The 17190-nt window shown below is 63.5% G+C and carries 18 protein-coding genes; 9 read left to right on the top strand and 9 right to left on the bottom strand.

Features of this window, described 5'->3' with window-relative positions; all coding sequences use genetic code 11:
• Positions 1 to 309: 309 nt before the first annotated feature.
• From G9C82_RS01835 to G9C82_RS01820, 4 genes are read left to right on the top strand one after another with little or no spacing between them, the layout of a single operon-like run.
• Positions 310 to 1425: a branched-chain amino acid ABC transporter permease gene (locus G9C82_RS01835; protein WP_007190409.1), complete on the top strand. Its 1116-nt coding sequence runs from the start codon at positions 310 to 312 to the stop codon at positions 1423 to 1425.
• A complete protein-coding gene (locus G9C82_RS01830) occupies positions 1422 to 2705 on the top strand; it encodes a branched-chain amino acid ABC transporter permease (protein ID WP_007190408.1) in 1284 nt (427 codons plus the stop codon). The genes G9C82_RS01835 and G9C82_RS01830 overlap by 4 nt, the downstream gene beginning before the upstream one ends.
• Positions 2698 to 3528 (top strand): ABC transporter ATP-binding protein, encoded by an 831-nt coding sequence (locus G9C82_RS01825; RefSeq protein ID WP_011223258.1) that lies wholly within the window; start codon positions 2698 to 2700, stop codon positions 3526 to 3528. The genes G9C82_RS01830 and G9C82_RS01825 overlap by 8 nt, the downstream gene beginning before the upstream one ends.
• Positions 3525 to 4280: an ABC transporter ATP-binding protein gene (locus tag G9C82_RS01820; RefSeq protein WP_004961509.1), complete on the top strand. Its 756-nt coding sequence runs from the start codon at positions 3525 to 3527 to the stop codon at positions 4278 to 4280. Before G9C82_RS01825 ends, G9C82_RS01820 begins: the two co-directional genes overlap by 4 nt.
• Before the next feature lie 31 nt (positions 4281 to 4311).
• Here the strand turns inward: G9C82_RS01820 and G9C82_RS01815 are convergent, their stop codons facing one another.
• The 3 genes from G9C82_RS01815 to G9C82_RS01805 form a co-directional block, all read right to left on the bottom strand.
• A complete protein-coding gene (locus G9C82_RS01815) occupies positions 4312 to 5679 on the bottom strand; it encodes an ABC transporter substrate-binding protein (protein WP_127013222.1) in 1368 nt (455 codons plus the stop codon).
• 187 nt (positions 5680 to 5866) lie between these two features.
• On the bottom strand, positions 5867 to 6478 hold the full coding sequence (sod, locus tag G9C82_RS01810) for a superoxide dismutase (protein WP_004961502.1): 612 nt from the start codon (positions 6476 to 6478) through the stop codon (positions 5867 to 5869).
• A gap of 180 nt (positions 6479 to 6658) precedes the next feature.
• The gene (locus G9C82_RS01805; RefSeq protein ID WP_127013221.1) at positions 6659 to 8056 is read right to left on the bottom strand and encodes a deoxyribodipyrimidine photo-lyase; all 1398 of its coding nucleotides are present in this window, start codon (positions 8054 to 8056) and stop codon (positions 6659 to 6661) included.
• A 43-nt stretch (positions 8057 to 8099) separates the two neighbouring features.
• Between G9C82_RS01805 and G9C82_RS01800 the strand changes: the two genes are divergently transcribed.
• A complete protein-coding gene (locus G9C82_RS01800) occupies positions 8100 to 8957 on the top strand; it encodes an enoyl-CoA hydratase/isomerase family protein (RefSeq protein WP_101350022.1) in 858 nt (285 codons plus the stop codon).
• 148 nt (positions 8958 to 9105) lie between these two features.
• Entirely contained in the window at positions 9106 to 9624 is a 519-nt protein-coding gene (locus tag G9C82_RS01795) for an Lrp/AsnC family transcriptional regulator (protein ID WP_101350023.1), read from the top strand.
• 58 nt (positions 9625 to 9682) lie between these two features.
• Here G9C82_RS01795 and G9C82_RS01790 read toward each other — a convergent pair whose 3' ends face one another.
• Entirely contained in the window at positions 9683 to 9964 is a 282-nt protein-coding gene (locus G9C82_RS01790; RefSeq protein WP_004517945.1) for a UPF0058 family protein, read from the bottom strand.
• A gap of 71 nt (positions 9965 to 10035) precedes the next feature.
• Positions 10036 to 10251, bottom strand: a complete 216-nt coding sequence (locus G9C82_RS01785) for a ribbon-helix-helix domain-containing protein (RefSeq protein ID WP_004517946.1) — start codon at positions 10249 to 10251, stop codon at positions 10036 to 10038.
• Positions 10252 to 10519: 268 nt separating this feature from the next.
• On the opposite strand from G9C82_RS01785, the gene G9C82_RS01780 reads away from it, so the two are divergent.
• On the top strand, positions 10520 to 11857 hold the full coding sequence (locus G9C82_RS01780; RefSeq protein WP_127013220.1) for an isochorismate synthase MenF: 1338 nt from the start codon (positions 10520 to 10522) through the stop codon (positions 11855 to 11857).
• A complete protein-coding gene (gene menD / locus G9C82_RS01775) occupies positions 11854 to 13632 on the top strand; it encodes a 2-succinyl-5-enolpyruvyl-6-hydroxy-3-cyclohexene-1-carboxylic-acid synthase (RefSeq protein WP_127013219.1) in 1779 nt (592 codons plus the stop codon). The genes G9C82_RS01780 and menD overlap by 4 nt, the downstream gene beginning before the upstream one ends.
• A 3-nt stretch (positions 13633 to 13635) precedes the next feature.
• On the opposite strand, the gene G9C82_RS01770 is transcribed toward menD, so the two are convergent.
• On the bottom strand, positions 13636 to 14589 hold the full coding sequence (locus G9C82_RS01770; RefSeq protein ID WP_127013218.1) for a DnaJ domain-containing protein: 954 nt from the start codon (positions 14587 to 14589) through the stop codon (positions 13636 to 13638).
• 58 nt (positions 14590 to 14647) lie between these two features.
• The gene (locus tag G9C82_RS01765) at positions 14648 to 14959 is read right to left on the bottom strand and encodes a hypothetical protein (protein ID WP_007190402.1); all 312 of its coding nucleotides are present in this window, start codon (positions 14957 to 14959) and stop codon (positions 14648 to 14650) included.
• A 95-nt stretch (positions 14960 to 15054) separates the two neighbouring features.
• Here G9C82_RS01765 and G9C82_RS01760 point away from each other — a divergent pair, with 95 nt between their 5' ends.
• Positions 15055 to 16008, top strand: a complete 954-nt coding sequence (locus G9C82_RS01760) for a 1,4-dihydroxy-2-naphthoyl-CoA synthase (protein WP_007190401.1) — start codon at positions 15055 to 15057, stop codon at positions 16006 to 16008.
• 21 nt (positions 16009 to 16029) lie between these two features.
• Here G9C82_RS01760 and G9C82_RS01755 read toward each other — a convergent pair whose 3' ends face one another.
• Positions 16030 to 16380, bottom strand: coding sequence for a hypothetical protein (locus G9C82_RS01755; RefSeq protein ID WP_004517952.1), 351 nt, complete (start codon positions 16378 to 16380; stop codon positions 16030 to 16032).
• 27 nt (positions 16381 to 16407) lie between these two features.
• On the bottom strand, positions 16408 to 17145 hold the full coding sequence (locus G9C82_RS01750) for an NRDE family protein (RefSeq protein ID WP_004961474.1): 738 nt from the start codon (positions 17143 to 17145) through the stop codon (positions 16408 to 16410).
• Positions 17146 to 17190 lie beyond the last annotated feature (45 nt).

The following is a 17190-nucleotide window of genomic DNA, read 5'->3' as shown; positions in this document are numbered from 1 at the left end:
TGAATAGCACCGTTCTCCGTCGATGTCGGGCCGATATCCGGTGGTTTCTCGATACGGTTTCGGCTCAAAGCATTGGTGACCCAAGTCGGTGTCGTGCGCTGTGCGGGCGCTCGATCACCCGGCCGTCACTGGGTTCGAAGTGGCTCCCATCGGCAATCTGTCCCGTGGTATCAATCGTCTCTCGCTTGATACGTGACCATGGGAGGGGACGATTCCTGTTTTGACACCGGTGTCTTGGCTTCTACACCGGTATTTCGCACGAATTTCCGGTGGGTTATTTAGACAGGAGGGTCCAACGAAGGGTAACCTATGGGAATTGCTGAGTTCGCAAGAGACGGCCGTGTTGTGATGGGTGACCGGCCGGGGGCAGCAGTGGTGGCCGCTGTAAGTGGCTTCCTCCTGCTGGATTTAGTTGCAAAGCTCGCTGGGACAACCGTGTTCTTCCTCGGAGCCAAGTTACTGGGTGGGTCTCTCACCGTGAGTTCGTTGCTCTCAATGGTGGTGGACGGACTGCTCGTCGGACTGGCGGTCGGACTCGCCGGCATCGGCCTGTCGATGACATACAGCATCCTCGACTTCGCCAACTTCGCACACGGGGACACTGTGACCGTCGGGGCGTTCCTGGGGTGGGTCGCCGCGTACATCACCGCCGGCCTCGGGACTGGAGCCCCGATCTCGGAACTGTTCATGCTCAATTCGGGGCGGCAATTGAGCACCGTTTCGACGTTCCTTCCGGTGCTTCTCGGGCTTGTCGTCGCCGGCGTCGGGTCGATCGGTATCGTGTTACTCATCGACCGACTCACCTATCGCCCCATGCGCGATACGGACAACATCTCCTTGCTGATTGCGTCAATCGGTGTCGCACTCGCGTTGCGCTACCTCATCGCGTTCGTCTTCGGCACACAGACCAGTGGGGTCGCAAGCGGCGGGCTCCGGGTGACGCTGTTCTCGATGATCTCAGTCACTGACAACGAAATCACCCTGCTGGTGGTGTCGGTCCTGTTGATGCTCGGCGTCCACCTGCTGCTACAGCGGACGAAGCTCGGCAAAGCAATGCGGGCGATGGCCGACAACGAGGACCTCGCACGCGTGACCGGGATTCCGACCGAACGCGTGATTCGACTTACCTGGATTCTCGGTGGCGGCCTGGCAGGCATCGGTGGCTACCTGCTCGTGTTGGAAAGCGGCACGATATCATTCAACTTCGGCTGGATTCTGCTCCTGCTCATCTTCGCCGCAGTCATCGTCGGCGGCATCGGCTCGATATACGGGGCGATGGCCGGTGGCATCCTCATCGGGCTGGTCGACAGTCTGGCCCTGATATGGCTGCCATCGGGACTGACCCGGGCCTCCGCGTTCCTCGTGCTCATCGTCGTCTTGCTGTTGCGCCCGTCCGGTATCTTCGGGGGGGTGTCGACAGCATGAGTGCTGTTGACACTGTTCGAAACCGTCTGGATGCGCTCCCTGACGTAGGGCTGGTCGTCGCCTTCATCGCCAGTATCTGGGCCGTCATGCTCGTGCTGGCGATCGCTGTCGGCGGGGCGAACTGGGCGAACCTCGCCGCCGGCTTCATCGGCAGCGTGACCGTCCTCATCGGCGGCTACGCCATCCTCGCACTGGCGCTGAATCTCCAGTGGGGGTACACCGGCCTGTTCAATATCGGCATTGCGGGGTTCATGGCCGTCGGCGCGTACACCACGGCGGTTCTCACTGCGCCAACTGACCCGGCCGCGGGAGCGGTCCCGGGGCTCGGACTCCCGCTGTGGGTCGGTCTCATCGGCGGTATGGCAATGGCCGCTATCATCGGCGGTCTCGCGGCGCTACCAGCGCTCCGACTGAAGGCCGACTACCTCGCTATCGTGACGGTCGCGTTCTCGGAAATCATCCGACTCGTCGTCAACTGGAACGGGCTCGCCGAGGTCTCGCTATTCGGGGTGCCGTTTGGAACCGGCGGCGCGACCGGTATCTCGTTCAAGTCCGCAAACGAGGTCGCATCGACGCTCATCAACGGCGTCGGACAGCCACTCGTTACTGCTGCGGAGGGCGTCGGCGTCTCCGGGCCAAATCTGGCGAACCTCACGTACGGGATACTCCTCCTGCTGGTCGTGGCGGCGAGCTACTGGGTGCTCGCCCGTATCACGAACTCGCCGTTCGGTCGCGTGCTGAAGGCGATCCGCGAGGACGAAACCGTGACTCAGTCACTCGGCAAAGACACCCGGCGGTTCAAGATCAAGACGTTCATGATCGGCTGTGCGCTGATGGGGCTGGCCGGCGTTCTGTTCCGCGGGCAGGCGGGCTACGTCAGCCCACAGCAGTTCAGACCGACGATCACGTTCTACGTGTTCGCGGCGCTTATCATCGGCGGCTCGGGGTCCAACACCGGCAGCATCATCGGGGCGGCGACGTTCTCTGGACTGCTGTTCTATCTGCCGGCCCGATTGGGCGAGAACGTCTCGCTGGGCGGCACTCGCGCACCTAGCAACATCGTTGACGCGATCGCCGGGCTCGGGTCACTGGACCCGCTCCCGCTGCTCGCATACACCATTAGCAACGTCAGCACGCTCCGGTTCGTCCTCATCGGCGTCGTGCTGATATACATCATCCAGAACCAGCCAGACGGACTGCTCGGCCACCGAAACGAACCCGCAACGAGCGTGAGCCTTGACAGACCGCAGTCCGGGTCCGGAGGTGAGGCGAATGAGTGAACCCGACGCGGCACCGCGACAGGAGACCGCCGTCACGAGCGACGCGATCGAGTCGCCGCTGCTGGAAGTCACCGGCCTCCGCAAGGAGTTCGGTGGCGTTGTCGCGGTGGACGGGGCGACGTTCTCCGTGGCAGAGGGGTCGCTCACCGGCCTCATCGGCCCGAACGGGGCCGGCAAGTCGACGACGTTCAACTGTATCACGGGCATTCACGAGCCAACTGGTGGCCGGGTCACCTTCGACGGCCAGAACATTACCGGGCTCCCGCCGTACACACTCGCAAACCAGGGACTGGTCCGAACGTTCCAGATCGCCCGTGAACTGTCCGAGATGACGGTCCTGGAGAACGTGATGCTCGCGCCGGGTGGACAGGTCGGCGAGTCGGTCATCCGGTCGGTGACGCCGGGGCTTCGCGGCGATGTGGTCAAGGCCGAAACGGCAGTTCGCGACCGCGCGTGGGAGACACTGGAGTTCTTCGAGATCGACCATCTCGCCCACGAGAATGCCGGCAATCTCTCCGGTGGCCAGCGGAAACTGCTGGAGATGGCGCGGGTTCTGATGACCGAGCCCGAAATGATCCTTCTGGACGAGCCACTTGCCGGTGTCAACCCGACGCTTGAAGAAAAGCTGCTGGAGCGGATTCACGAACTCCGCCGAGAGCAGGGCCTGACCTTCCTGCTGGTCGAACACGACATGGACGTTATCATGAACAACTGCGAACACATCATCGTCATGCATCAGGGGAGCGTCCTCGCCGAAGGGGACGCCGAGACTATCACGTCGGACGAGCGCGTACTTGAGGCGTATCTGGGAGGTGACGTATGAGCCAGCGCGCGACAGAGTCCGAGGCTGTCACGCTCCCTGACCCAGCCGAGCGGCTCCTCGCCATCCGGGACCTCGATGCGGGCTACGGCGATCTGCAGGTCCTCAGTGACGTCCACATGGACGTTGCGGACGGCGAGTACGTCGTCATCGTCGGCCCGAACGGGGCCGGCAAGTCGACGGTGATGAAATCCGTCTTCGGTCTGACAACGTACATGGGCGGAGACGTCATTTTCGACGAGACCGACATCAGCCAGCGCAATCCCGACGAAATCATTTACGAGGGAATCAGCTACGTCCCACAGACCGGCAACGTGTTCGGCTCACTGAGCGTGCGCGAGAACCTCGAAATGGGCGCGTACATCCTCGATGAAGTACCGGAAGACCGGATCGAGGACGTGTACGACCGGTTCCCGATTCTCCGGGAGCGGTCCGAACAGTCAGCAGGGACGCTGTCGGGCGGCCAACAGCAGATGCTCGCCATGGGTCGGGCGCTGATGCTCGACCCCGACCTGCTGTTGCTTGACGAGCCTTCCGCCGGGCTTGCCCCCGACCTCGTCGAGGATATGTTCGACCGCATCGACCGCATCAACGACGACGGCACGGCTATTCTGATGGTCGAACAAAACGCAAAGGAGGCCCTCCGGCGGTGTGACCGTGGCTACGTGCTCGTGCAGGGCCAGAACCGCTACGAGGACGAAGGGACGGTCCTCCTCAACGACGAGCAGGTTCGTCAGGACTTCCTCGGCGGATAGCTCGAAGAAAGAATCGACGCCGGCAGCCCCGTTACTGGTTCATCGCGCTGTTGATTTCAGACGTGTAGGAGGACTGCTGTTGTTCGAAGCCGACCTGATTGACGATGGTCCCGCCTTCCGCTTCGAACGCGCCGGCGAACGCCTCCTGTAGCGCTTGGCCGTAGCTGTTGTTCACGTACAGCGTCGATGCGGTCTCCGCACCGAGTTCGCCCACGCCGACTTGCGCCAGGACCTGTCCCTGCAGAGCGTCGCTGGGCGGGGTGCGGAACATGTAATCGTTGTCTTCGAGGTCAGTAATCGTCGGTGACGTGGACGCTGGCGAACAGCCGACGACGCCGCTATCGATGAGCACGTTTCTGGCGACCTGAATCGACGTTTCGGAGCTGGCCGCCCCGGTTATCGACGGATAGCCTGCGCTGACGAGAGAGTTGGCCGCGTCGATGCCCGCCTGCGCCTGCGTCTGGGTGTCACCGACCTGGTAATCGAACTCGAAGTCGACTTCGCCTTCGAGTTGCAGGGCCGGGAGTAGCGCCCCGTCGCGGATTGGCCTGCCGAGCGGCCCGAGGTCGCCGGTTTCGGGCATCAACACACCGAACTTGATCGTCCGTCCGGAGTCGCTCCCGGAGCCGTTCGGTTCCGGCTGCGGGATGTCGCTGCCAGCGCCGAAGTCGACGGTGCTGAGCGTATCGACGCCCCCTCCGTCCTGAAACCCGAAGACCTGGTACTGCGCCGAAGCCATGTCCCCGTTTTCGTCGAAGTTGACCGCACTCGAAGCCCCTTCGTACTGGATGTTCTCGCCCGCCGCGGCCGCTTCGACGGCCGCTGGCAACTCGGAGGGGCCGTACGACTCGCCGCCCGGGTTGGCGACGACGCGCATGTGGTCCCGGACGGCTTGCCCGTCGTTTTCGCCGGCCAATACGTTCGCGAGTATCTGGACCGCCGTCGCGTCGTAGGCCTGTGACGTAAACACACCGGCCTCTTCGTAATCGAACTCGGAAGTGAACTGCTCTGTGAACGTATCGACGCCGGGCCCGGCCGCCGATGGGGCCGTGCCACGGACATTCGACATATCGTCGCCGACGTTGCTCGGCAGTTCGCCGTCCTGCAGTCCGTCGGTGACGAGGATGTCGGCGGCGTCGTCGCCGTAGTCGGCGTAGAAGTCCTTGAACAGTTGCACACCGCTCTGGGGATAACCGACGACCATCAGCACATCCGGCGACTCCGGACCGCTGTCGCCACCGGACTCGGTCCCGGTTCCGGTCATCCCACCGTCGCCGCCATCTCCACCGTCACCGCCGGTCTGTTCGGTTGAACAGCCTGCCAATCCGCCAAGCAGACCAACAGTGGTTACCGCTCCAGTGCGCTTCAGGAACGCTCGCCGATTGGTATCGCTACTCATACCACTTACCACTGATTCACATCTTATAAAACTATATCCTCCCGTGCCACTGCCGTTCCGTAGTCTGCTACAGTCTCGCCGATATTTTTTGTTGGTATCGTTAGATATTAACGGCGGACTGAACGCGACCGGCCCAGATACCGCTCGGGCTCTCGGCACAGCCGCAAAAAACGTCGGGTGTCGCCCGTTACTCGAAGTGACTGACCGACTTCTCGTACTCTTCAGCAGCCTTGTCCCAGTCGACAACCTCGAAGAAGGCGTCGATGAAGTCACCACGGGCGGGACCGTAGTCGTAGTAGTAGGAGTGCTCCCAGACGTCGAGTGCGAGGATGGGATGGGAGCCCCAGAGCGCGCCCTGGTCGTGCTTGTCGACCGGCACGTTGCGCAGTTGCTTGGCAACGGGGTCGTACACGAGCAGCGCCCAGCCGCCAGCAGCTGATGCAGCGGCTTCGAACTCGCCCTTCCAGCCCTCGTAGGAGCCGAAGTCCTCCTCGATGCGGTCGAGGAGTTCGCCTTCCGGCTCACCGCCGCCGTTGGGGTCCATGTTCTCCCAGAACAGCGTGTGGAGATAGTGACCACAGCCGTTGTGGGTGACGTTACCCATCGCAGCAGCGCTTGAACCGAAGTCACCGGCGTCGCGGTTCTCTGCAAGCGTCTCCTCGGCCGATTCGAGGCCGTTTACGTACCCCTGATGGTGGGTGTCGTGGTGCCAGGTGAGCACTTGCTCGGAGATGTGTGGCTCCAGTGCGTCGTAGTCGTACGGGAGCGGTGGCAGTTCGGGATTTGAATGTTCGGACATATGAAAACGCCTCCATCAGTATTGTCGCGCGGCTGCCTGTTAAACGTTTAGGAGCCATTTGGTAGCACTCAACAAGGACAGCGAGACGGAGCCGTATCTGCCCGCGGCACTGACGCCAACACGTGGCCTCGTCCCGCGTGTAAGCACTCAGGAGAGTTCAATGGATCTGAACGAACCGCTCTAGTCGTCTCCTCTGGCCCGCTCGAACATCGCCAGCGCCTCCTCCCGGCGCTCGCTGTGGTCGACGACGGGGTCCGGGTACTCCGGTGCGGCGCTGCGCCGTTGTGTGAGGGAACAGTCGTTCCAGTCGTGGATGATCTCGGGTGCAGCGTCCCGTAGCTCCGGGACGTATTCCTTGATATACTCGGCGTTCGGGTCGTAGTCTTCGCCCTGTGTCATCGGATTGAAGATGCGGAAATAGGGCTGCGCGTCGGTCCCCGTGGAGGCCGCCCACTGCCAGCCACCGTTGTCGTTGGCCGTGTCGTGGTCGACCAGTTTCTCCCGGAACCACTCGTAGCCGTGCCGCCAGTCGATGAGTAGGTCCTTGGTGAGGAAGGAGGCGACGATCATCCGGACGCGGTTGTGCATGTAGGCTTCCTCCCGGAGCTGTCGCATTCCGGCGTCGACGATGGGATAGCCCGTCTCGCCGTCTTTCCAGGCCTGCAACAGCTCTTCGTCGTTTTCCCACTCTATTGGATTCTCGTAGGACTTGTAGTTCGAACTGACGACGTGGGGATGGGCAAACAGTACTTGCGTGTAAAACTCTCGCCAGGCCAGCTGGGACTGGAACTCACGGACGGACTCGCGACGGTCGCCGCCGGTCCCCTCCTTGGCGTCCTGCGTGCGGTCGTACACCTCGCGAATACCGATGGTACCGAACTTCAGATGAGCCGAGAGCCGGGACGTGCACTCGTCAGCCGGGAAGTCCCGGCGCTCCTCGTACTCGTAGACGTTCTCGTTGAGGAAGTCATTGAGCAGGGCGCGCGCTTCATCGGTTCCCGCCGCTGGCACGTCCGCTTCCGGTTCCTCGAAGCCGAGGTCGGCCAGTGTCGGGAGCGTATCGCCGTCGACGTCGGCCAGTTCGTCGGCTGACGGCGGCTCATAGGGAGCCGCCTTCTCGCGGTCGTGCCATTTCCGGCCAAAGTAGGTGAAGACGCTGTAGGGGTCGCCGTCGTTCGTCGTAATCTCACCGGGTTCGTGCAACACGGCGTTCTGGACGGCCTCGCGGGCCACGTCCGCATCGTCGAGGGCTTGCCGGACGGCCGCGTCACGTTCCCGTGCGAGCCCGGAGTAATCCTTGCCCCAGGTGACTTTTTCGGCGCCGTACTCGGCTGCCAGCTCTGGCAAAACGGAGGTGGGGTCGCCCTCAGCTACAATCAGGTCACTGCCGCGGTCGCGGTACCACTCGCGCAAACTGTCGAGCGCGTCCAGCATGAACACGACCCGTGGTGGGCCAGCGTGGTCGAGCACGGCCCTGTCGAAGACGAACACCGGGACAACCCGGTCGGACGGTGTCGCCGCGGCGAGGCCAGCATTGTCCGTCGGCCGGAGGTCACGGCGATGCCAGTGGAGACGCATACGTAATACACGGACCAGCCCGGCCAAAAGGTACTGCCCAACGATGTTGGTCTGGCAGGCGCTGACGGACACCACTGTTATCTTGCCGCCGGTCGAGGGCCAACGTATGGAAGACGCGACCGTGACGCTGTCTGTTGACGACGGAATCGCCACAGTAACGCTGAACCAGCCGGAGTCGCGGAACGCCCTGTCGGCAGAGTTGGCCGACGCACTCACCGCGCAGTTCGAAGCAGTGATGGACAGCGACGCCCGGTGTGTCGTACTGGAGGGTGCGGGACCGGCGTTTTGCGCTGGCGGAGATATCAATGCGATGTTACAGGGCGTGAAACACGACCGACCGCCGGCCACGCAGGTCGAACTGGTGGTTTCGTCGCTCCACGAAGCGATTCGGACCGTCCATAGCTGTCCGCTCCCAGTCGTCGCAAAAATCGACGGCCCCGCCTTCGGTGCCGGCGCAGGACTCGCGCTGGCCTGTGATATACAGATCGCAAGCACTGCCGGCCAGATCGGCTTTGGCTTCCGGCAGGTCGGACTGGCGTGTGACTCCGGCGTCTCCTATTTCCTTCCACGTATCGTCGGCCCGAACAAGGCCAAAGACCTCCTGTTTACCGGCGAACTACTGGATGCTGCGGCGGCCGAGGAACTCGGGCTGTTTACCCGGGTGTTCGACGCAGAGACGTTCGAGTCGGAGTTTTCGGCGCTTGTCGCGGATATCGCCGCTGGACCGACGGTCGCACTCGGGCACGCCAAGCGGCTGGTCAACCGAAGCCTGGACAGTTCGCTGGAACAGGCACTCGAAAACGAAGCCACCGCGCAGGGTGTCGCGTTCACGACTGCCGATCACGAGGAAGGGACGACCGCGTTCGTCGAGAAACGCGACCCGGAGTTCGAGGGCCAGTAAGTTGATTACTGTGACCGACGCAACCACTGAGTCAGCAATCGGTAGTCAGCAGACAGATAATGTCTACGAGCTTTCCAACGCAGATTCGACCGAGCACACGTACCGTGACTGAGCGCGTCTGTCCCTCCGCCGGGACGGGAGTTCTGACATGACCGACAACCCCCCGGACTGGGAGTTCAGCGAGCGGGATATGTACATTCTGCGAGAGCTCTCGGCGGACCCCCAGCGGTCGTCCCGCGAGCTTGCGGACCTGCTGGAGTCCGAGTACGACATCGACGTGTCTCACGTAACGGTCAGCGAATCGATCCGAGAGATGCGTGACGCGGACGTTTTCCGGGAGACCATCGTCCCGAACGAGGAACTGTTCAATTTCGCACTGTTCGAGTTCAAGTTCAATCCCGAGCATTTCGCCGACTCCTGGCACGACGCGATGGTGTCCATCCGGGACGACCGGCACACGCTCTTTTACTTCCTCTCCGACGGTGAATATCAGTGGAAGTCAGTGATGATGTTCCCGAGCCGAACGGCCGAATCCCGCTGGATACACGACTTCTATAAGGAACACGGCGACGTGATCCAGAACGTCCGGAACTCGGTCGTTCACAATGTCCTGAAGTTCAAGACAGACCCGGAGGTGTTCACAGAACTCAACGGTGAACGGTCGTAGCCAACGGGAGAGACGGATCGAAATAAAGACGAGAGAATCCGACGCAGGGCCAGCCTGCTTACAGTTTCCGCTCGGCGTCCTCGGCCAGTTCCTTCATCCGCTTGCTGACACGGCCCGCGTCAGAAAATTCGTCTTCGCTCATCGCCGTCGCCAGCGAGTTTCCGAGCACGAACACGGCGTGTTTGTGTTCGCTCTTCGATTTGTGCACGTCGGAGGGACGCACGTCGAGTTCCTGGTAGGCGTCGAACAGGTCGGGGTCAACCGAGTCCATGTCGTCGCGGAAGTACTCCATAATCGTCACCATCTGCTCGTGTAGCTCGAGAAGCTCGTCTTTGTGCATAGCTACAGTATGCGGTGGCACGTCTATAAGAATTGCTTGAGAAGGGATACCAGACGCTCACGCCTGTATTTTCAGAAGACGTACTCGTCGTCGTGGCCCATCATGCCGTCTTCTTCGAACCCTGGCTCCTCGTCTTCGTCCTGTGGTCCGGAGGTTTTGTACGCCTTGAGCCCGGTCGACAGGAGGTCCTCAATGGCTTCCTCGCGGTTGAGGAACTCGCCTTTCTCGACGAGTTGCGCGATTTGCATCTCCAGGTGTTCCGGGATATTGATCTCTACCTTAGGCATCGCAACATAGGGGGCTTCGACTATGCCCTATTTAAACTTGACGGGGGTATGTTCGTAGATTGCAGAATTACAATTGTAGAACTGAGAGAGGAACTTTGTGAACCCAGATATTAATTTCTACGAATCGGAATCCGAGAGCCGCCATGTCGTGCGGCGGCCCGGAGCGGCGTGAAATCGGCCGCGCCACGACAGCGGTCCGATCGAAGTTCACTGTGTGGAATCGAGCGTATAGTTAGGCTCAAAGGTGCGCAATCCTAAGGCATGGCTGATGGAACCACTGCGTGGTGACGAGACGACGGTTGGTGAGACAACGGTCGTCGCACGCGGGTGTCGCCTCGACGATGCACCGGTGCGGGCGGTACTGGAGACGGACGCTCGCCCCCGGTTCTTCTGGGCGGCCGGTACAGAGTCAATCGCGGCCCGCGGGAGCGCGGCGACTGTGACTGCCGACGGGCAGTCGCGGTTCGACGACGTGCGGACAGCAGTCGAAGCACTGTTCGATGACTGCTCAGTGCCCGACAGCCTCCCGAGCATCGCTCGACCGCGAGCGTTCGGCGGGTTCGCTTTCCACAACGGAACGCATGAAGGAGAGGACTCTCCCTGGGATGGGTTCCCCAGTGCGGCGTTTTTCCTCCCCGAAATACAGGTAACCAGAAGGGACGACGATGCCTGGCTCACAACGGTCGCGACAGGACCTGAGGCCGCGACCGAAGCGGAGGCGCTACTGGAGGAATGGCGTGACCGACTGGTCGCAGACTCCGAGCGCAATCCGGGTACGCCGCCGGGAATCTCACACCGGAAGCGCACGCCAACACAGGACGGCTGGCGCGAGCAGGTGGCGGCCGCCACAGAGAGTATCGACCGGGGCGAGCTCCAGAAGGTCGTGCTCGCCCAGAGTCTCAGCGCCACACTGGACGCGGAGCTATCGGTCCCGGACGTGATGGCCCGGTTGTCGAAGACGTACCCCGACTGCTACCGGTTCATGTTGTCGCCCGACTCCGGCGGCACCTTCTTCGGAGCCACGCCGGAGCGGCTGGTCTCAGTTCGCGGGCGAACCGTCCGGACGGAGGCGCTGGCCGGTTCAACGGGACGGGGCGACACACCCGCCGAGGACGAGTGGCTCGCCGCCGAACTCCTCGACAGCGAGAAGGACCGCCACGAGCAGAAGCTCGTCGCCGACGCGATACGGGACCAACTGGAACCGTTCGCTTCGACGGTCCGCATCGGCGACCGGACCGTTCGCCGACTCGCCACGGTTCAGCACCTTCGAACATCGATAACAGCTGAACTGGACGACGACGAGCACGTCCTCTCGCTCGTCGAGGCGCTCCACCCGACGCCAGCCGTGGGCGGACTGCCCCCGGACGCGGCGCTGCGGACTATCCGCGAGACAGAGGCGTTCGATCGGGGCTGGTACGCCGCCCCGGTCGGTTGGGTCGACGCCGCCGGCAACGGCACCTTCGCCGTCGGCATCCGCTCGGCCGTCGCCACGGAGCGCGAGGCGACGCTCTTTGCAGGCGCGGGCATCGTCGCGGACAGCGACCCTGACCGCGAATGGGACGAGGTCCAGCTCAAATACCGGCCGATACTCGACGAGCTAGAATGACGGCCCCGAACGTCAACACGCTGTGGGCCGAGACACTCGTGGGCGAACTCGTCGCCGGCGGCGTCGACGCGGTGTGTCTCTCGCCCGGCAGTCGCTCGACGCCGCTGACGGTCGCGTTCGCCGAACACCCCGACATCGAGGTGTTCTCCCACCTCGACGAGCGGTCGGCGGCCTTTTTTGCGCTTGGACGCGGCCGGAGAACCGGCGAGCCGACGCCGCTGGTCTGCACATCGGGGACCGCCGCGGCGAACTACCACCCGGCGGTCATCGAGGCCAACCAGTCGGGCGTCCCGCTACTCTTGCTGACGGCGGACCGACCGCCGGAACTCATCGACAGTGGGGCGAATCAGACTGTCGATCAGGAGAAGCTGTACGGCGACGCCGTCCGCTGGTATCGGGACATGCCCGAACCAGAGGCCGAGCCACGGAAGGTGCGAATGCTGCGGACCACGGCGGCCCGGGCGCTCGCGGAGAGTACCGGAGCCGACCCGGGACCGGTCCACCTGAACTGTCGGTTCCGGAAGCCGCTGGAACCGACGCCGGTGCCGGATGACGACCCGGCGGGCGTTCCCGCTGGCTGGGCGGGCGGCGACGACGCGGCCGAAACCGGACGCGACGGGCCGTTCGTCACGACAAGCGAGGGCGTCGCTACGCCGGACGAGCGGACAGTGCGCCGGGTACAGGACGCGCTCCGGGCCGCCGAACGGGGTCTCATCGTCGCCGGGCCAGCCGACCAGGGACTCAGTGCCGACTCATTAGAACGACTGGCAGCAGCCACGGGCTTCCCCGTTCTGGCGGACCCGCTGTCGGACCTGCGGTTCGGCCCCCACGTCGACCGGCTCGATGTGCCGGTCTGTGGCGGCTACGACGGCTATCTCGGAAGCGACAGCGTCGACCAGTGGGACGACCCCGATGTCGTCGTCCGGTTCGGTGCGTCGCCGACCTCGAAGCCACTGCGTCACTACCTCCGGGACGCCGACTGTCAGCAGTTCCTCGTTGACCCGGCCGGCGGCTGGTCGGAGGCCGAGTTCACCGCCACGGACCTACTCGTTGCCAACCCCGACGCCACCGCAGATGCGCTCGCGGGCGAGACGCTGGGTGGCGTTGCAGCGTCGTGGCGAGAACAGTTCATTAGGGCGGAGCAAACCCACTGGGACGCCGTTACTGAAACCGCTTCGGAGACCTACTGGGAAGGGGGCGTCCTCTCAGATGTGACTGCGTTGGCCCCGGACCCGGCTACACTGTTCATTTCGAACAGTATGCCGATACGAGATATGGACCGCTTTGGCGGCCCCCGTGACGCCGACCTGACCGTACTGGGTAACCGCGGGGCCAGCGGTATCGACGGCATCACTTCGACGGCGCTCGGGGCCGGCAGCGCGACATCCGACCCGCTCGTGCTCGTCACCGGCGACTTGGCGTACTACCACGACATGAACGGCCTGCTCGCGCTCGGTCGCTGTGCGGTAGACGCGACGGTCGTCCTGCTCAACAACGACGGCGGCGGCATCTTCCACATGCTGCCCATCGAGGACCACCCCACCTTCGAGGACCAGTTCCGAACGCCACACGGGCTCGATTTCGAGCCGACGGAGGCGCTCTATTCCCTGCAGTTCGAGCGGGTGGCCGACCGCCGGCAGTTCCGCGAGCAGTTCGCCGAGTCAGTCCAGACAGATGGGACACAGGTCATCGAGGTCCGGTTCGACGCGGGTGACAGCCACGCAGTCAGAGACCAGCTTACCGAACAGGTCGCCGAAACCCTCGCTGGCGACTGATTTTCAGAGCCGCAACACCGACGCTGTCAACAGCGACAGTCCGAACGGGAGCCACGTCCCCGACAGCGCGAGGGCCCCCACAAGCGAGAACGCGCTGATATTCAACGTGACCAGCAGCACCGCCGTCATCAGACTCCAGCTCCCGAACACCATAATTGCAATAGTAGGTTCGGACTGGAGGTAGCCGATCATGAAGAGGGTACAGACCCCAATTGTCAGGTTCACCCACAACGGGAACGCCGGGAGTAACGCGCTGAACAGCAGTACCGGATAAAGCGCGAACGTGATGGCAAACAACGTCAGCCCCCGGCCGGTCGGCATCTCCAGAAGCGACCCGCGGGACGGGGTGTCAGTCTGGCGGACGGAGTACGCGGACGAAGAACTCCAGGTGGCACCGTTGCCGGCGTTGTCGCTGAAGCCGCTGGTCGCGGTGGCCCCGGAGCGCCGGGTCGACGCAGAGTTCGACGCGGTCGCCGTCCCGCTGGTCGTATCAGTCGATTGCTCGTTGCTCGACGACGCATCAGTGTCGGTGGTTGATCGCTCGTCTCTGTCATCGGCGACGCGGTCTCTGGCAGCCCGTTCACGTCGCGCCCGATCCCGGGCGTTTGTCCGGGCTGTACTTCGGTCAGTGCTCGCTTCGGTTCGGTCGCCAGCCGATCCAGACTCGTCATAGCCCGCGCGCCGTGCCGCTTCGGAGACGTTACTGCCGCCGTCGTCCGGTATATCATGTTTGCCCGCAACATAGGCGTCGTGACCCAGCCGATCGTATCGCGCCCGCTCGCCCTCGTCAGTGAGCACGTCGCGGGCTTCAATGAGCTGCTGTGTCGCCTCGCCGGCGTCGGCCGCATCGCTCACGTCAGGATGGGTTTCCTTCAGTCGCTCCCGATAGGCCGCTTCGATAGCCGCCGTCGAGGCGTCAGTTGGAACGCCCAGTACCTCGTAGAACGTCTCTGTCATGCCGGGGGTAGCACCTGCAAGCGAGTGAGCGAGGGGAGCTGCACGCGACCGCCGTCGGTCACTCGTTCTCTACGCCTCCTTTGGTTTCCGTGCTGTGTCCGTATGACTCCGACGGCCGCTGGTAGTCTCCAGCGGGTCCATCCCTATCTGGTTCCGACTCGCGGGCACGCGCTGTCGCAAGCCGTTCCAGTGCCGTCGCGATCCGTTCGAGCGTGAGGATGAACCGCACGAGAAGGTAGAGGAACCAAGGGACCACGGCCACAATCAGTCCGAGTAGAATCTGTTGGACGATGATGAGGCTGTACACGACAACAACGATAGAGAGGCCAGCGAGTATCCCTATCACCGCTTTCCTCGATGTGGAGGGCATCGCTAGTCGGTTCACGTGCGCGACACCAAAGGGTTTGCTCTGCTGTGGGAACACGTACGAGGAATCTTTTTGCGAAGGCCGTCCCGAGCCACGGTATGGTCTCTGAGCTATTCGACCCGGAGCGGTGGACAGCCATCGACCGGTTCGACTTCGCCGACATCACCTATCACCGCTCGACCGACACGGGCGCGGTCCGCATCGCCTTCGACCGGCCGGAGAAGCGCAACGCCTTCCGCCCAGAGACGGTCGACGAACTTGCGACGGCGCTGGACCACGCCAAGCGCCAGACCGACGTGGGCTGCGTTCTCCTGACCGGGAACGGCCCCTCCGAGAAGGACGGCGGCTGGGCCTTCTGTGCCGGTGGGGACCAGAGCATTCGCGGTGAAAGCGGCTACGAGTACAGCGAGTCGCCACGCGACTCGGACACAGCGAGCGGGGAGCAAAGCGACCCACGAGAGACGAGCGACGGCGTAGAAGATGACGCGCCGGAGAACGTCGGCCGCCTCCACATTCTCGAAGTCCAGCGCCAGATCCGCCACATCCCAAAGCCCGTCGTCGCCGTCGTCCCAGGGTGGGCCGTCGGCGGCGGCCACTCGCTGCACGTCGTCTGTGACCTCACGCTCGCCAGCGAGGAGCACGCCAAGTTCCTTCAGACGGACCCCGACGTGGGGAGCTTCGATGGCGGCTTCGGCTCGGCGTATCTCGCGCGACAGGTCGGCCAGAAGAAGGCCCGCGAGGTGTTCTTCCTCGGCAAGACCTACGACGCCGCCGAAGCCGCCGACATGGGGATGGTCAATGACGTGGTTCCTCACGAGGACCTTGAGGACACTGCTATAGAGTGGGCCGAGCGCATGAACGAGAAGTCACCGACGGCGATGCGGATGCTCAAGTACGCATTCAATCTCGACTCCGATGGGATGGTCGGTCAGCAGGTGTTCGCCGGGGAGGCGACGCGGCTGGCCTACATGACCGACGAGGCCCAGGAGGGGCGGGACGCGTTCAACGAGGGCCGCGACCCGGACTTCGACGACGTGCCGTGGCACTACTAACGCACGCCGCGTAACCGTCGGTCAGTCCTCGTACGCGAGGGTCATGACCCACTGCGAGAAGGTGTCGTCGTGGGGGTCGACCTCTTCGTCGCCGATAAACGGCGAGAGCTGGTCACCGGCCATCAGAAGCGAGAAGTCGAGGTCGCGGGCCGCGGGCGTCAGGTAGTACGTGTTGTGCCCCTCATACACCGTCTCCTCACGCTGGATGAGGTCCTTCTCGAACAGGGACTCGACGATGCGACTCCCCTTTCGCGAGGAGACGTCGAGTTCCTTCCAGAAGTCGCTCTGGTGGATGCCACCGGACTCACGAATCAGTTCGAGCCCGGCCCGCTCGCCATCAGAAAGGTCCGCCTCCGACGCTGCTGAACTCATGTATTACTCATACCGTGAGTCGGCCGCTTAAATCTGACCTTCGACCGGGCGGTACGGCGTCCGGCATGGCGGCCCGGCCGCGTGCCGATACTCGTGGGCAGCACCCAGTGTGATGAGCGACGACGACCGCGTCCCGAATCCGTCACCGTGGACGCAGACGCCGTACTCGTGGTCGCTGATGGTTTCGCCTGCCCGATCAATCCATTCGTCGGCGGCTTCGCCGGGCTCCGGAACCAGCGCCTCGCGCAACCGCGTCGCGTTGTTCGCTTGCTCCTCGCCGGCATCGGGCCGATGGGCTGGAATCCGGTAGTCGCCGTCCGCGCCAACGTTGACGACGACGTGAACGCCGGGCTGGAAGTTCTGGACCGCGAGCTGGCCGTCCCATTCCAGCAGGACGGCGGCGTTCTCGTCTGCCAGCAAAAGGTTGAATCCCGAATATTCGGCGTCTCTGGTCGCTTGTTCGACGGCGCGGGCGGCTGACTCCGCGCTCTCGTGACTCAGCGCGTCCCGGACGAGCAGGCCGCGCGAGCGGTCGCCGGCAAGGTCGGCGTCGACCCAGCGGTTCGTCACCGCCGCTAGCAGGCCGTGCTCGTTGTAGCCGATCCACGTCCCGTCGGCTTCCTCGTCAGCCGGTGCGACGACGCGACTGCCCCAGTGGCGCTGTTGTGGCGGCTGTGACGGCCTATCGAGCCGCTCGTCGCGGTTCGCCGCGACCGCGACCGGCGTGCCGTCGAAGACCTGCCACGCGAGGACGATTGTACACACGGAACTGCATACGCTATCGACGTAGAAAACCGCTTGGCCGCGAGC

The sequence above is a fragment of the Haloarcula sp. R1-2 genome (assembly GCF_011627385.1).
In the GTDB taxonomy this organism is placed as follows: Archaea; Halobacteriota; Halobacteria; order Halobacteriales; family Haloarculaceae; genus Haloarcula; species Haloarcula marismortui.
This window is presented reverse-complemented; position numbering and strand designations above follow the sequence as displayed.

Excerpts from the sequence above, each read along its gene's own strand:
- G9C82_RS01835 (WP_007190409.1), top strand. The coding sequence starts at position 310 with ATGGGAATTGCTGAGTTCGCAAGAGACGGCCGTGTTGTGATGGGTGAC.
- G9C82_RS01830 (WP_007190408.1), top strand. The coding sequence starts at position 1,422 with ATGAGTGCTGTTGACACTGTTCGAAACCGTCTGGATGCGCTCCCTGAC.
- G9C82_RS01825 (WP_011223258.1), top strand. The coding sequence starts at position 2,698 with ATGAGTGAACCCGACGCGGCACCGCGACAGGAGACCGCCGTCACGAGC.
- G9C82_RS01820 (WP_004961509.1), top strand. The coding sequence starts at position 3,525 with ATGAGCCAGCGCGCGACAGAGTCCGAGGCTGTCACGCTCCCTGACCCA.
- G9C82_RS01815 (WP_127013222.1), bottom strand. The coding sequence starts at position 5,679 with ATGAGTAGCGATACCAATCGGCGAGCGTTCCTGAAGCGCACTGGAGCG.
- sod (WP_004961502.1), bottom strand. The coding sequence starts at position 6,478 with ATGTCCGAACATTCAAATCCCGAACTGCCACCGCTCCCGTACGACTAC.
- G9C82_RS01805 (WP_127013221.1), bottom strand. The coding sequence starts at position 8,056 with ATGCGTCTCCACTGGCATCGCCGTGACCTCCGGCCGACGGACAATGCT.
- G9C82_RS01800 (WP_101350022.1), top strand. The coding sequence starts at position 8,100 with ATGTTGGTCTGGCAGGCGCTGACGGACACCACTGTTATCTTGCCGCCG.
- G9C82_RS01795 (WP_101350023.1), top strand. The coding sequence starts at position 9,106 with ATGACCGACAACCCCCCGGACTGGGAGTTCAGCGAGCGGGATATGTAC.
- G9C82_RS01790 (WP_004517945.1), bottom strand. The coding sequence starts at position 9,964 with ATGCACAAAGACGAGCTTCTCGAGCTACACGAGCAGATGGTGACGATT.
- G9C82_RS01785 (WP_004517946.1), bottom strand. The coding sequence starts at position 10,251 with ATGCCTAAGGTAGAGATCAATATCCCGGAACACCTGGAGATGCAAATC.
- G9C82_RS01780 (WP_127013220.1), top strand. The coding sequence starts at position 10,520 with ATGGAACCACTGCGTGGTGACGAGACGACGGTTGGTGAGACAACGGTC.
- menD (WP_127013219.1), top strand. The coding sequence starts at position 11,854 with ATGACGGCCCCGAACGTCAACACGCTGTGGGCCGAGACACTCGTGGGC.
- G9C82_RS01770 (WP_127013218.1), bottom strand. The coding sequence starts at position 14,589 with ATGACAGAGACGTTCTACGAGGTACTGGGCGTTCCAACTGACGCCTCG.
- G9C82_RS01765 (WP_007190402.1), bottom strand. The coding sequence starts at position 14,959 with ATGCCCTCCACATCGAGGAAAGCGGTGATAGGGATACTCGCTGGCCTC.
- G9C82_RS01760 (WP_007190401.1), top strand. The coding sequence starts at position 15,055 with ATGGTCTCTGAGCTATTCGACCCGGAGCGGTGGACAGCCATCGACCGG.
- G9C82_RS01755 (WP_004517952.1), bottom strand. The coding sequence starts at position 16,380 with ATGAGTTCAGCAGCGTCGGAGGCGGACCTTTCTGATGGCGAGCGGGCC.